General features: G+C 73.1%; 13 protein-coding genes. 11 read left to right on the top strand and 2 right to left on the bottom strand.

What is annotated here, in order from left to right:
* Position 1: 1 nt before the first annotated feature.
* The 5 genes from ABZ783_RS01560 (at position 2) to ispG (ending at position 5,120) form a co-directional block, all read left to right on the top strand.
* Positions 2-550 carry a hypothetical protein gene (locus ABZ783_RS01560; protein WP_357433638.1) on the top strand — a complete coding sequence of 183 codons (549 nt, stop codon included), beginning with the start codon at positions 2-4 and terminating at the stop codon, positions 548-550.
* Between the two features lie 193 nt (positions 551-743).
* Positions 744-1,436 (top strand): Uma2 family endonuclease, encoded by a 693-nt coding sequence (locus ABZ783_RS01555; protein ID WP_357433636.1) that lies wholly within the window; start codon positions 744-746, stop codon positions 1,434-1,436.
* A 43-nt stretch (positions 1,437-1,479) separates the two neighbouring features.
* Positions 1,480-2,691: a 1-deoxy-D-xylulose-5-phosphate reductoisomerase gene (gene dxr / locus ABZ783_RS01550; RefSeq protein ID WP_357433634.1), complete on the top strand. Its 1,212-nt coding sequence runs from the start codon at positions 1,480-1,482 to the stop codon at positions 2,689-2,691.
* Positions 2,691-3,938, top strand: a complete 1,248-nt coding sequence (locus ABZ783_RS01545; protein ID WP_357433632.1) for a site-2 protease family protein — start codon at positions 2,691-2,693, stop codon at positions 3,936-3,938. The genes dxr and ABZ783_RS01545 overlap by 1 nt, the downstream gene beginning before the upstream one ends.
* 9 nt (positions 3,939-3,947) lie before the next feature.
* Positions 3,948-5,120, top strand: a complete 1,173-nt coding sequence (ispG, locus tag ABZ783_RS01540) for a flavodoxin-dependent (E)-4-hydroxy-3-methylbut-2-enyl-diphosphate synthase (RefSeq protein WP_357433630.1) — start codon at positions 3,948-3,950, stop codon at positions 5,118-5,120.
* 74 nt (positions 5,121-5,194) lie between these two features.
* Here ispG and ABZ783_RS01535 read toward each other — a convergent pair whose 3' ends face one another.
* Positions 5,195-5,881, bottom strand: a complete 687-nt coding sequence (locus ABZ783_RS01535; RefSeq protein WP_073832712.1) for a helix-turn-helix domain-containing protein — start codon at positions 5,879-5,881, stop codon at positions 5,195-5,197.
* Positions 5,882-6,010: 129 nt separating this feature from the next.
* On the opposite strand from ABZ783_RS01535, the gene ABZ783_RS01530 reads away from it, so the two are divergent.
* Positions 6,011-6,832, top strand: a complete 822-nt coding sequence (locus tag ABZ783_RS01530) for a class I SAM-dependent methyltransferase (RefSeq protein ID WP_357433628.1) — start codon at positions 6,011-6,013, stop codon at positions 6,830-6,832.
* Between the two features lie 64 nt (positions 6,833-6,896).
* Here ABZ783_RS01530 and ABZ783_RS01525 read toward each other — a convergent pair whose 3' ends face one another.
* Positions 6,897-7,481, bottom strand: coding sequence for a PadR family transcriptional regulator (locus tag ABZ783_RS01525; protein ID WP_073832556.1), 585 nt, complete (start codon positions 7,479-7,481; stop codon positions 6,897-6,899).
* Between the two features lie 121 nt (positions 7,482-7,602).
* Here ABZ783_RS01525 and ABZ783_RS01520 point away from each other — a divergent pair, with 121 nt between their 5' ends.
* The 5 genes from ABZ783_RS01520 (at position 7,603) to ABZ783_RS01500 (ending at position 13,873) form a co-directional block, all read left to right on the top strand.
* A complete protein-coding gene (locus tag ABZ783_RS01520) occupies positions 7,603-8,829 on the top strand; it encodes an MFS transporter (RefSeq protein ID WP_357433625.1) in 1,227 nt (408 codons plus the stop codon).
* Between the two features lie 336 nt (positions 8,830-9,165).
* Positions 9,166-10,005: a GNAT family N-acetyltransferase gene (locus ABZ783_RS01515; RefSeq protein WP_357433623.1), complete on the top strand. Its 840-nt coding sequence runs from the start codon at positions 9,166-9,168 to the stop codon at positions 10,003-10,005.
* A gap of 152 nt (positions 10,006-10,157) precedes the next feature.
* Positions 10,158-10,883: an ATP-binding cassette domain-containing protein gene (locus ABZ783_RS01510; protein ID WP_357433621.1), complete on the top strand. Its 726-nt coding sequence runs from the start codon at positions 10,158-10,160 to the stop codon at positions 10,881-10,883.
* A 156-nt stretch (positions 10,884-11,039) separates the two neighbouring features.
* The gene (locus ABZ783_RS01505; RefSeq protein WP_357433619.1) at positions 11,040-13,190 is read left to right on the top strand and encodes a YhgE/Pip domain-containing protein; all 2,151 of its coding nucleotides are present in this window, start codon (positions 11,040-11,042) and stop codon (positions 13,188-13,190) included.
* 89 nt (positions 13,191-13,279) lie between these two features.
* Complete coding sequence (locus ABZ783_RS01500) at positions 13,280-13,873, top strand: TetR family transcriptional regulator (RefSeq protein ID WP_357433617.1); 594 nt, start codon at positions 13,280-13,282, stop codon at positions 13,871-13,873.
* Positions 13,874-13,895 lie beyond the last annotated feature (22 nt).

Here is a 13,895-nt window from a genome sequence, read left to right as displayed (position 1 = left end):
CATGGCGAATCGACGAAAGAAGCACACTCGGTTCTTCCTCACGCCAGAGGACGAGGTGACGATTGCCGCCAGGGTGGCAGAGCGCTTCCCGGCGGTGAGGCTGGTCGATGACTGGCGGTGGGAGGATGTCGAATCGCCGCCGGTCCGTCGATCGCCCCTGGACTGCGGACCAATGATCGGAATCTGGAACTCCGAGCTCGCGGACACTCTTACAGGCGTACGTCGTCAGAATGGCAAGATCGACGCGCCGGACATCAGCGCGAAGATCCTGTGGTATCGGTGTGATCGGGTCGGTGACGCCCTGGAGGCCGGGCACTGGGCCGTCGTGTACGACCCGTCTGACAAGGCGGTCGCCGAGTTTGTGCGAGCGCTCTGGCGGGTGTTGGAAGGCGCGACGACGAACAAGCTGATGCGGGTGTCCGGTGACCTACGGGGCGAGGATGGTTCGGAGCGGAGATTCCGGGCCGGCGAGGCGGCCTACCGGATGGCCGCCCACGGAGAAATCTCGCTGGTGGCGAATCAACTGGTCCTCGCGCCCGAAGTGGGCTGACCGTCGGTGACGGGACGGATGGATTACTGAATCCTGCCTGTCCTGTCACCGGCCTGGGCGAAACGACCTGCCCGAGCGGGTGTCGAATCCTCCGCTTCACCGGTCAGACGCACAAGCTGTGCGATCCGGCCTGGTTGGGGGCAGCGCGACTAGGGTGGTCGGTAGCACGATGTCCGCTGAGGGGGTGAGTCCATTGGCCCAGGCCGCTTTCGTGCCCGAGCCGGCGCCGCAGCACGGTGAGCCGTCGTTCGACGTGCTGCGCTGGCACGACGAGCCGTGGACCGCCCAGCTCGCTCTTGAGCTGTTGCCGGAGACCAACGGCCCCAAGGTCGAGGTCCTGAGCGGAAGCGTGATCGTGACACCACATGCGGGAATCGACCATCAGTCGGTCGAGCGGGAGCTGCCCTACCTGCTGCACCGGGCCGCCCGTCGAGCCGGGCTCTGGGTGTATCCCGAGATCAACCTGGTCTCGGGCAAGGACCTGTTCATCCCGGACATCGCGGTGCTCCGGACCTCCGGAGGCGGCCGATCCGCCGTCGACATCCGACAGGCGGTGCTGCTCGGTGAGATCGTGTCGCCGGGCAACCGGCGCAAGGACGTGATCGACCGACCCAGGGAGTACGCCGCCGCCGGTGTGCCCTTCTTCCTCCGGGTCGATCTGCGTAACCGGGTTCCCGCGATGGCGCTCTACGAGCTGATCGACGGGGAGTACCGCCCGCTCGCCGCCGCCGCGGCCGGCAGCACCTTTGTCATGAAGCAGCCGTTCGAGTTCTCCGTCGATCCGGCCGACCTCCTCGACGAGGAGGCGCCGATCGAGGACGACGACGAGTCCCTGGTCGAGGGCGGCGATGAATCCCCGGTCGAGGGATCGGACGACACAAACTGAGGCTCCCAGCGGACGCTCAGCGGCGCTGGGGAAGAATGGGCGGGTGAGTTCTCTCCGCGAACTTGTCCTGCTCGGCTCGACCGGCTCGATCGGTACCCAGGCCATCGACATCATTCGACGTAACCCGGACCGGTTCCGGGTGGTGGCGCTCGGCGCCGGTGGTGGCAACGTGGACCTGCTCGCCGCGCAGGCCCTGGAGCTGGGCGTCGAGGTGGTCGGTGTGGCGAAGGCCTCCGCCGCCCAGGACCTGCAGCTCGCCTTCTATTCAGAGGCGAGCCGGCGTGGCTGGGCCACCGGCGACTTCAAGCTGCCCAAGATCGTGGCCGGGCCGGACGCGATGACCGAGCTGGCCGGGTGGCCGTGCGACGTGGTGCTCAACGGGGTGGTCGGCTCGCTCGGGCTGGCGCCGACCCTGGCCGCGCTGCGCGCCGGGCGTACCCTCGCGCTGGCCAACAAGGAGTCGCTGGTGGCCGGCGGCCCCCTGGTGAAGGCCGCGGTGCGGCGGCCGGGGCAGATCGTCCCGGTGGACTCGGAGCATTCGGCGCTGGCGCAGTGCCTGCGCGGCGGCACCCGGGCTGAGGTGCGCCGGCTCGTGGTGACCGCCAGCGGCGGGCCGTTCCGGGGCCGGCGGCGGGACGAGCTCACCGAGGTCACGCCGGAGCAGGCCCTGGCCCACCCGACCTGGAACATGGGCCCGGTGGTCACCATCAACTCCGCCACCATGGTCAACAAGGCCCTTGAGGTGATCGAGGCGCACGAGCTGTTCGACGTGCCGTACGCCGACATCGAGGTGATGGTCCACCCCCAGTCGGTGATCCACTCGATGGTCGAGTTCACCGACGGCTCCACCCTCGCCCAGGCCAGCCCGCCGGACATGCGGCTGCCCATCGCGCTCGGCCTCGGCTGGCCCGACCGGGTGCCCGAGGCCGCCGCCGCGGTCGACTGGACCAGGGCGCACAGCTGGGAGTTCTTCCCGCTCGACGACGCCGCCTTCCCGGCGGTAGCCCTGGCGAAGGCGGCCGGGGAGGCCGGGCGCTGCCGCCCGGCGATCTACAACGCGGCGAACGAGGAGTGCGTGGCGGCGTTCGTCGCCGGGCGGCTGCCGTTCCTCGGCATCGTCGACACCCTCCAGCGTGTGCTGGAGGACGCTCCGGAATTCGGCGAACCGGGTACCGTCGAGGACGTGCTCGCCGCCGAGTCGTGGGCACGGGGGTACGCCCAGAAGATCATCTTCGGGTCGGTGGAAGGAGCTTGATGGCAAACCTGCTCGGGGTGGTGCTCTTCGCCGTGTTCATCCTCGTCTCGGTGAGCCTGCACGAGGCGGGGCACATGCTCACCGCCAAGGCGTTCGGGATGAAGGTCACCCGATACTTCGTGGGCTTCGGCCCGACGCTGTGGTCGTTCCGGCGGGGCGAGACCGAGTACGGCATCAAGGGCATCCCGCTCGGCGGCTTCTGCAAGATCGTCGGGATGACCCCGCAGGACGACGACGTCGAGCCGGCCGACCAGCCGCGCGCCATGTGGCGGTACCCGGTCTGGAAGCGGACGATCGTGATGTCCGCCGGCTCCATCACCCACTTCGCCCTGGCCCTGGGCGCGCTCTGGGTCATGGCCATCTCTGTCGGTCTGCCCAACCCCAAGGCCCCGACGACCGAGGCAGGCTTCAAGGCCGAGCCGGCGGTCATCGCCCTGGCCCCGTGCGTGGTGGTGGAGAACGCCAACCGCGCCTGCCAGGCCGGCGACCCGGCCAGCCCGGCCGCGAAGGCCCAGCTCAAGGACGGCGACCGGATCACCGCGGTCAACGGCAAGCCGGTCTCCACCTGGGGCGACATGCTCGACGTGGTCCGCGCCACCAAGCCGGGCACGGCCACCGTCGACTACGTCCGAGACGGCCAGCCGGCCAGCGCCACGGTCGATCTCGCGGCCGTGCAGCGCCCGCCGCTGGGTGACCCGAAGGGTGCCGCCTCGTCGGTCGCCGCGCTCGGCGTCGGGCTCCGGCCCAGCACGCCGGCCCGGATCGAGTACGGTCCGGTCGCCGCGATCGGCGCCACCGCCGACTTCACCGGCACCATGGCCGTGCAGACCGCGCACGCCATGCAGCGGATCCCGCAGAAGGTGCCCGCCCTGTGGAACGCGATCACCGGCGGCGAGCGGGACATGGACACCCCGATCAGCGTGGTCGGCGCCAGCCGGCTCGGTGGCGAGTTCGTGGCGAACGACGCCTGGTACGGGTTCTTCATGCTCTTCGTCTCGCTGAACTTCTTCATCGGGGTGTTCAACCTGCTGCCGCTGCTCCCGCTGGACGGCGGGCACATCGCGATCGCCTGGTTCGAGCGGGTCCGGTCCTGGCTCTACGCACGCCTGCGCCGCCCGGACCCGGGTCGCGTCGACTACCTCAAGCTCATGCCCATCACGTACGCGGTGATCCTCATCGGTGGCGCGTTCACGCTGCTGACCGTCACCGCGGACGTCATCAACCCGATCACGCTCTTCTCAAGGTGAGTGCCTGAAGTGACCGCTGTCAGTCTCGGTATGCCGCCCGTACCGCCGCCGCCGCTCGCCCCGCGCCGGGCCAGCCGCCAGATCATGGTCGGCTCGGTGCCGGTCGGTGGGGGCGCGCCGGTCTCGGTGCAGTCGATGACCACCACCCTGACCGCCGACGTCAACGCGACGCTGCAGCAGATCGCCGAGCTCACCGCGTCCGGCTGCCAGATCGTCCGGGTCGCCGTGCCCTCACAGGACGACGTGGAGGCGCTGCCGGCGATCGCGAAGAAGTCGCAGATCCCGGTGATCGCCGACATCCACTTCCAGCCGAAGTACGTGTTCGCCGCGATCGACGCGGGCTGCGCGGCGGTCCGGGTGAACCCGGGCAACATCCGGCAGTTCGACGACAAGGTCAAGGAGATCGCCAAGGCCGCCGGCGACGCGGGCGTGCCGATCCGGATCGGCGTGAACGCCGGCTCGCTGGACAAGCGGCTGCTGGCCAAGTACGGCAAGGCCACCGCCGAGGCGCTGGTCGAGTCGGCGCTCTGGGAGTGCTCGCTCTTCGAGGAGCACGGCTTCCGGGACATCAAGATCTCGGTCAAGCACAACGACCCGGTGGTGATGATCCGCGCGTACCGGCAGCTCGCCGAGAAGTGCGACTACCCGCTGCACCTGGGTGTCACCGAGGCCGGCCCGGCGTTCCAGGGCACCATCAAGTCGGCGGTCGCCTTCGGTGCGCTGCTGGCCGAGGGGATCGGCGACACCATCCGGGTCTCCCTCTCCGCCCCGCCGGTCGAGGAGATCAAGGTCGGCACCGCGATCCTGGAGTCGCTGGGCCTGCGCGAGCGGGGCCTGGAGATCGTCTCCTGCCCGTCCTGCGGCCGGGCCCAGGTGGACGTCTACAAGCTGGCCGAGGAGGTCACCGCCGGCCTGGAGGGGCTTCCGGTGCCGCTGCGCGTCGCCGTCATGGGCTGCGTGGTGAACGGCCCGGGCGAGGCCCGGGAGGCCGACCTCGGCGTCGCCTCCGGCAACGGCAAGGGCCAGATCTTCGTGAAGGGCCAGGTCATCAAGACCGTCCCCGAGGGGCAGATCGTGGAGACCCTGATCGAGGAGGCGCTCCGGCTCGCCGCCGAGATGGGCGCCGAGATCCCCGAGGAGCTCCGCGACCTGGTTCCCGGAGCCACCGTCACCGTGCACTGAGCGCGGATCCGCCACGACAGGTGCGGCTGTCCCCGCCGGGGGCGGCCGCACCTGTCGTTCCGGCCGGTCCGCGGTCAGGCCCGCACCGTCGGCCTGGGCACGGCGGCGAACTCGGAGAGGGTGAACCACCGGGGCAGGGCCCGGCGGAGCGCCTCCGGGCCGGCCACCTGCACCGCGCCGCCGCGCAGCGCCTCCGGCCAGCTCAGGTCGCCGAGCCAGACCTGCACCAGGCCACGCAGGCTCGCGCGCACCGTCACGGAGACCTCGTGGCCCGGGTCCACGTCGCAGACGTCGGCCTCCCCGGCGGTGATGACGAGCCACCAGTCCCGCAGGTCGGCCGGCACGTCGTGGAAGCGGAACTGGACGACCGTCCGCCCGTCCGGGACGGCGCCGTGGTCGACGTGGCGGTGCATGTCCCACAGCAGCAGCTTCGGGTCCAGGTCCGCGTCACCCAGCTCACCGATCCAGCGGACGCCCCACGCGCCGAGCGCCTCGAGCACCGGCCGCAGCTCCCGCCCCGCCTGGGTCGGGACGTACCGCACGTCGGGGCCCTCGACGTGCCGCTCCACGACGCCGGCCCGGACGAGCTGGTGCAGTCGCCGGGACAGCAGGCTGGGCGACATCCGGGGCAGGCCCCGGCGCAGCTCGTTGAACCGCTCGGACCCGCTCACGAGCTCCCGGATCACGAGCAGCGTCCACCGCTCGTCGAGCAGCTCCATGGCCTTCGCGACGGGGCAGAACTGGTGGTAGGAGGCCCCCATGGCCGGCACGCTACGCCGGTGCCACCGGCCCGACCAGGAACCTGTCGGGACCGGTACACATCTCGTACTAGGTTGCCGGTCGCCCGCTGCCTACCGTCCGTAGTGAAGGACGAGGCAGAGGGAGCAGTGATGATCGAGTCGATGGAGCGGGATCGGGCCGTGAAGGCCGGGCACCGCCAGATGTGGGCGCTCGGCAGCTACGCCACCGTCGCCGCGGAGGTCATCCCGGAGCTGGGGGCGACCCTGGTCCAGGCGGCTGGCGTCGGCCCCGGCGACCGGGTGCTGGACGTCGCCGCCGGGACCGGCAACGCGGCCATCCCGGCGGCCCTGGCCGGGGCCGACGTGGTCGCCAGTGACCTGACGCCGGAGCTGCTGGAGATCGGGCGGGCGCTCGCCGCGGCGCGCGGCGCCGAGCTGACCTGGCAGCAGGCCGACGCCGAGGCGCTCCCGTACGCCGACGGCGAGTTCGACCGGGTCCTGTCCTGCGTCGGCGTGATGTTCACGCCCCGGCACCAGGCCAGCGCCGACGAACTGGTCCGGGTCTGTCGCCCGGGTGGCACGATCGGCCTGGTCAACTGGACGCCCGAGGGCTTCATCGGGCAGATGTTCGCCACCATGAAGCCGTACGCCCCACCGCCACCGCCGGGCGCGCAGCCCCCGCCGCTGTGGGGGAGCGAGGACCACGTCCGCGCGCTGCTCGGGGACCGGGTCACCGACGTCGTCACCCGCCGTCAGGCGGTCACGGTGGACCGGTTCGCCGGCCCGGAGGCGTTCCGGGACTTCTTCAAGGCCCACTACGGACCGACGATCGCGGTCTACCGGGCGATCGCCGGCGACCCCGACCGGGTCGCCGCACTGGATCAGGACCTCGCCGACCTGGCGCGGCGGCACTTCGAGGCCGGGGTGATGCGGTGGGAGTACCTGCTGGTCACCGCGCGCCGGCGCGGCTGACCGGACGCCGGCGCCGGCCGGGGTGGTCGGGTCCTGGCCACCCCGGCCGGCGCGCCGGCCGTGCTCACTCGGATTCGGCGAGGATGGCGTACAGCTTGCGGCGGGTCTCGTCGAGCACCTGCGCGGCGCGTTCCCGCTGGTCGTCGGTGCCGGTCATCATCACCTGGCGCAGCGCGTGCATCGCCTGCGCGCCGGCGTCGCGGATGTCGTGCCAGCTGTTGACGGTCGTCTCGGCGAACTCCGCCCAGGGCGGGGTCTGGGCCGCCGTGGCCGCCTCCTCCCGCCCCTGCTCGGTGAGGGCGAACCGCTTCCGGCCGCCGTCGGAGTCGGCGGCGGCGGTGATCACACCCTCGTCCTCCAGCAGCTGCAGGGTGGGGTAGATCGAACCGGGGCTGGGCCGCCAGGCGCCGCCGGTCCGGGAGTCGATCTCCTGGATCATCTCGTAGCCGTGCATCGGCCGCTCGGTGAGCAGGGCCAGCACGGCGCCGCGCACGTTGGGCCGGCGGCCCCGTCCGCGGCCGCGTCCGCCGCGGCCATGCCCGTGGCCGTGCGGTCCGGGCGGGAACGGCGGCCCCGGGGGTACGGGCGGGAAGCCGAAGCCGCGCATCCGCATCTCGTGCATGGCGTGCATCCGTCGGTGGAAACCCATCGGGCTCTCCTTCTGTCGTCGTATCACTGATGCGTTGACGATATATCGGCAATGCATCGCCGACAAGACGTTCTGATGGCGAAGTGCAAAACCGTACGTACGTCTTGTTAAGCTGCCCGACGTGCGCCTGCTTCCCGAACCGGGTCCGGCCCGGACGCTCGCCCTCTCCACGCTGGTCAACACCGTCGGCCGGGGCACCTGGCTGACCGCCAGCGCCCTCTTCCTGACCCGCTCGGTCGGGCTCACGGTGGCCCAGGTCGGCGTCGGCCTCACCATCACGGCGCTGGTGAGCCTGGTCGCCAGCACCCCGATGGGCTACCTGGCCGACCGGCTCGGCCCGCGCGGCCTCCAGATCGCCGCGCTGCTCGCCTCCGCCGGATTCACCGCCGCCCTGGTGGCCGTCCGCTCGTTCGCCGGCTTCCTGGTGGTCGGGGTGCTGATGGCGGTCGCCGACTCGGCCACCCGGGGCGCCCGGGGTGCGCTGATCGCCGGCGCGGTGCCCCCGGACCAGCGGGTGCGCACCCGGGCCTACCTGCGCGCGGTCACCAACGTCGGGATCTCGGTCGGCACGGTGCTGGCCGGCGTCGCCCTGGCCGCCGACACCCGGACCGCGTACGTGTCGCTGATCCTGCTCGACTGCGCCACCTACCTGGTGGCCGCCGCGGTGCTGCTCCGGCTGCCACCCGTGCCGCCGGTGCCGGCGCCGGCACACGGGCCACGGCTGATCGCCCTGCGGGACCGCCCGTTCCTCGCCTTCACCGTGCTCGATGGGCTGATGTCGATGCACTTCGGCCTGATCAACATCGCCCTGCCGCTGTGGATCGCCGGGCACACCACCGCCCCGCGCTGGCTCATCTCGGCATGCCTGCTGGTCAACACCGTGGTCGTGGTGCTCTTCCAGGTCCGCGCCTCGCGCGGTACCGAGGAGCTGGCCGGCGCCGGCCGGGCCGCCCGGCGCGCCGGCGCGGTCATCGCGGTCGCCTGCGCGCTCTTCGCGGCCAGTGGCGGCGTACCCACCGCGGTCGCCGTGCCGCTGCTGCTCGGCGGGGCGTTGGTGCACGTGGTGGGCGAGTTGTGGCACGCCGCGGCCGGCTGGGGCATCTCGTTCGGCCTCGCCCCGCCGCACGCGCAGGGCCAGTACCAGGGTGCGTACGGGATGGGCATGCAGCTCGGTTCGATGGTGGCGCCGGTGGTGGTGACCACCCTGGCCGTCGGCTGGGGCGTACCGGGCTGGTTGCTGCTCGGCGGCCTGTTCCTGCTGCTCGGCATGCTGGTGCCACCGGTGGTGGCCTGGGCCGGGCGGACCCGGCCGGTCGAGCCGGCGGCCGCGCCGGTCCCGGTCGGGTGAGCCGGCGGCCGCGGCGCTCGGGGTCGGCTGGCGGCCGCGCCGGTCCGGGTTGGCCTGAGCCGGTCGCGGCGCCGCTGCCGCTGGGCTGAGCCGGTTGCCGCACCGCTGCCGCTGGGCTGAGCCGGTTGCCGCACCGCTGCCGCTCGGCTGAGCCGCCGCTCGGTTTTCCGCCCCTCGGTCGAACCGGCGGCCGGCTGCGCCGCAGGTCACCGGGGCGGCAGCTCGCCGGGGCCGCCGGCCGGCTGAGTCGCCGCTCGGCGATCCGGGGCCGGACATCCCGTCGCGGTCCGCAGGTCAGCCCGCGCGCGCCGGGGTGCATCTGGCAGGCTGGTATCCGTGCTGACGGTGCCGGTACGCCAACTGGGGGAGTCGGAGCGCCGCGCGGTCGAGCGGCTGCTGGACCTCGACCCCTATGCCGGCGCGCAGGTCGCCGAGCGGGTGGCGGCCCGCGGGCTGGCCTGGTGGCGGGCCGAGGGGCGGATCCTGGGCTACGGCTCCCGCCGCCACCTGGAGTCGATCTGCTGGCTGGGTGGCAACCTGACGCCGGTGCTCGCCACGGCGCCGGCGGTGGCGGCCTTCGCCGACCAGTTGAGCACCGAGGAGCGGCTCTGCTCCTCGATCGTCGGCCGCGCCGACGCGGTGCTCGGGCTCTGGGATCGCCTCTCCGCATACTGGGGGCCGGCTCGGGACGTACGCCCGAACCAGCCGCTGCTGGCCACGGACGCCCTGCCCGCCGTGGCGGCCGACCCGGAGGTGCGCCGGGTGCGCAGCGGTGAGGTCGATCGGCTCTTCCCGGCGGCCGTGGCGATGTACACCGAGGAGGTCGGCGTCTCGCCGCTGGCCGAGGACGGTGGGCGCGGCTACCGGCGGCGGGTGGCCGACCTGGTCCGCGCGGGCCGCGCCTACGCCCGGTTCGCGGACGGCAAGGTGATCTTCAAGGCCGAGTTGGCCGTGGTGACCAGGCGGACCGCCCAGGTGCAGGGGGTCTGGGTGGCGCCGGAGTGGCGGGGCCGGGGGATCGCCACGGCGGCCATGGCGGCGGTGGTGCGGGACGCGCTGATCCGGGTCGCCCCGACGGTCAGCCTCTACGTCAACGACTTCAACCTGCCCGCCCGGCGGGTCTACGAGCGCTGCGGCTTCCGCCCGGTGGGCACCCTCGCCACCGTCCTCTTCTGAGGGGTCCTCTCCACGCCTCGGCACAGCGGTCGCCTGCTGGCCTGCGGCATGGCCGGGATCACGCCGCCCCGAATTGCGTCGAACCGGACAGCCGGCGTTATGCTGGACATGTTTTTGCACTGACCAGTCAGTTTAGATTTCAGGACGGGGCGATGAAGATCGTCGAGGCCGGCGGGCTCGGGCTGCGGACCCGCCGCGGCTGGGTGTACCGGGACGTGGACCTCACCGCCGAGGCGGGCGAACTGCACGCGGTGACCGGGCCGCCGGGCAGCGGGCGTACCTCCCTGCTGCTCACCCTGGCCGGGCGCTTCCCGCACACCGACGGGGAACTGCGCCGCCGGGGGCCAGCGGCGCTCGGGCAGGTCGTCGGCGTGCACGAACCCGACCCGACACTGACCGTGGCCGAGCACATTCAGGAGCGGCTGCTGCTGCTCGGGCCGGTGCCGCGCCGCCGCCGGCAACTCGTCCCGGTCGCCGCCGTGCGGGCCCGCCGGGCGTACCGCCGGGACGCCTTCGCCGCCGCGATCGCCGGCGCGGGCTTCACCGACGCTCCGCTCGACCCCGACCGGTACGGCCGGGACCTCACCCCCGTCGAGCGTCAGGTGCTCGGGCTGGTGCTGGCCAGCCTCAGCGGCCCGAGCCTGATCGTCGCCGACGACGTGGACGCCGGCTCCGACGCCCCCGAGCGGGAGTGGATCTGGGCCGCCCTGGCCCGCCTCGCCGACCGCGGGTACGCGGTGATCGCCAGCGGCCGGGCCGTCGAGCCGGGCGCCACCGCGATCGTGCACCGGATCGGCGACCCGTCCCTCCCCACCCCCGCCCTGGTCGCGCCGCGCATCGCGGCCGACCGGGACCAGACCGCCGAGGTGAAGGCATGAGCGAGCGCAGCGAGCGAATCAGCAGGTTCAGTGTGGTGGTGCCTCATGGCGGCACGGAGCGGAGCGGAGTGCCGGCATGAGCGAGCGCAGCGAGCGAATCAGCAGGTTCAGTGTGGTGGTGCCTCATGGCGGCACGGAGCGGAGCGGAGTGCCGGCATGAGCGTCGTTCGACTCGCGCTCTTCGAGTTGCGCCGGATGACCCGGGGCCGGCTGCCGCGCGCCGCGCTCGCCGTCCTCACCGTCATCCCGCTGCTCTACGGCGCGCTCTACCTCTACGCCTTCTGGGACCCGTACGGGAACCTCGACCGGATCCCGGTCGCCCTGGTCAACGCCGACCGGCCGGCGAAGGCCGGCGACGGCAGCGAGGTGCACGCCGGGCGGGACCTCACCGACGAGCTGCTGGACCGGAAGGTCTTCGGCTGGACGGTGACCGACCAGGCCGACGCGACCGAGGGGCTGCGCGACGGGCGGTACCACCTGGTCTTCGCCATCCCCGCCGACTTCTCCGCCACCCTCGTCGCCAGTCCGGAACCGGACCAGCCGGCCCGCCGGGGCGAGCTGCAGGTGGTCAACGACGACGCCACCAACTACCTGTCCGGGCTGCTCGCCCGCTCCGCGTTCAGCGAGATCCGGGCCGCCGCCGCGGAGAGCACCGCGGCGTCGTACTTCGACCGGATGCTGATCGGCTTCACCGACGCCAAGGCCGAGACCGGCCGGGCCGCCGACGGGGCCGGCAAGCTCCACGACGGGCTCGGCGCCTCGCAGCAGGGGGCCGGACAGCTCGCCGACGGGCTGGGCACCGCCGAGGACGGCGCCGGGCAGCTCGCGGGCGGCCTCAACCAGTCCGTGCGGGGAGCGGAGCAGCTCGCCGGCGGCCTCGACCAGCTCTACACCGGCGCGGCACAGATCGCCGACGGCACCAACCGCGCGGCCACCGAGACCCGCGCCGCCGCGGCCAAGGTGGACGCCGCCGCCGACCGGTACGAGCCGCTGCTGCGCCGGAACGCCGCCGACATCCAGCGGGCCGCCAGCCTGGTCGCCGAGGGCGCGCAGGCGCTCGCCGACGGCCTCGACGCGCTCCCGGCCCGGGCCGACGAGGTGGTGACCCAGGCCGAGCAGGTCCGCGACCGCCTCGACGCCGTGGTCAAGACGCACCCCGAGCTGGCCGACGACCCCGACCTCGGCGCCGCGCGGCGGGCCGCCGACAACGCCGTCACCGCGGCCCGCGCCATGACCTCCGCCCTCGATCGGACCGACCTCACGGCGTTGAAGAAGCAGATGACCGAGGTCGAGCAGACCGCTCGGGCGGTCGCCGCCGCGGCGCCGCACCTGGCCGACGACGTCGCCGCCGCCCGCGCCCAGGTCGACCAGCTCGCCAGCGGGCTCAACACCCTCGCCCAGGGCAGCGCCAAGCTCCGCGACGGGCTGGGTAGCGCCACGGACGGCGCCCATCAGCTCCGCGGCGGGCTCTACCGGCTCGCCACCGGTGCCCGGCAGCTCGACGGCGGCCTGGCCCAGCTCAGCAGCGGCAGCAACCGGCTCGCCGACGGGCTGACCAAGCTGGAGAGCGGCGCCGGCGACCTCGCCGACGGGCTCGCGGCCGGTGAGCGGAAGCTGCCCGGGTACCACGACGCGGACAGCCGCTCCGGCATCCTCGGCGACCCGGTCGGCCTGCTCCGCACCGCGCACCACCCCGCCGGCTCGTACGGGGTGGGCTTCGCGCCGTACTTCCTGGCCCTGGCGCTCTGGGTCGGCGCGATGATCACGTACATGCTGCTGCGGCCGGTCAACCGGCGGCACGTGATGTCCGGGGCGCCCGGCTGGCGGGTCGCCCTCGCCGGCTGGCTGCCCGCCGCGGCGATCGGTCTGGCCCAGTCCGCCGTGCTGTTCGCCGTGGTCACCCTGGTGCTCGGCCTCGACCCGCAGCACCGGATGGCGACGCTGGGCCTGCTCGCGCTGACCTCGCTGGCGTTCACCGCGATCATGCAGCTGCTCGGCGTGGCGCTCGGCCCGGCCGGCCGGCTCGCCGCGCTGGCCCTGCTGATGCTGCAGCTCACCTCCTCCGGCGGCACCTACCCGGTGCAGACCTCGCCCGGCTTCTTCCAGGCGATCCACCCCTGGCTGCCGATGACGTACGTGGTGGCCGGGCTGCGGCACACCATCAACGGCGGCCCGGGCGGGCCGGTGGTCGCCGGGGCGCTGGTGCTGGTCGCGTTCGGGGCGGGCGCGCTGGCGCTCACCGTCGGCGCGGCGCGCCGGTCCCGCCGGCTCACCCCGGCCAAGCTGCACCCCGAACTGGTCATGTGAGGATGCTCATGGGCCGTACGGCGGTGGCGCCCGGCCCCGGCGCGGGTCGCTCCGGCGGCCCGCACCGGACGGGTCGACGGGGAGGGCGAGTGACGGACGGACGGTCGCGCCGACGGGAGGACACCCGCCAGCGCCTCTTCGTGGCGGCGGTGGAGCTCATCGCCGAGCAGGGCTTCTCCGCCACCACCGTGGATGACATCGCCGCCCGGGCCGGGGTGGCGAAGGGGACCGTCTACTACAACTTCGAGTCCAAGACGGTCCTCTTCGAGGAGTTGCTGCGGCACGGCATCGGCCTGCTCACCGCCGACTTCCGCGCCGCGGTCGCCGGGCTGCCGCCCCGCGAGGCGCTCGCCGCGCTGGTCCGCGCCGAGCTGGAGTACATCCGCCGCTACCGGGCCTTCGCCCAGCTCCTGCTCTCCGAGATGTGGCGTACCAACCGCGAGTGGCAGCAGACCCTGCGGCTGCTGCGCGGCGAGGCCATCGAGGTGATCGCGGAGACCGTACGGGCCGGCGTGGCCAGCGGTGACCTCCCCGCCGACCTGGACGTGCGTACGGCCAGCTCGGCGCTGTTCGGCGTGGGTCTGGTGGTGGCCGTGGACTGGCTGGTCTTCCAGCCGGACCGGCCGATCGAGGACGTGCAGGAGGCGCTGCTCGGCATCGTCCGCCGGGTCGCCCAGACGTGAACCGCACGTAAATGGTTTGAGT

It is taken from the genome of Micromonospora sp. NPDC047738, from assembly GCF_040642675.1.
Taxonomy (GTDB): domain Bacteria; phylum Actinomycetota; class Actinomycetes; order Mycobacteriales; family Micromonosporaceae; genus Micromonospora.
This window is presented reverse-complemented; position numbering and strand designations above follow the sequence as displayed.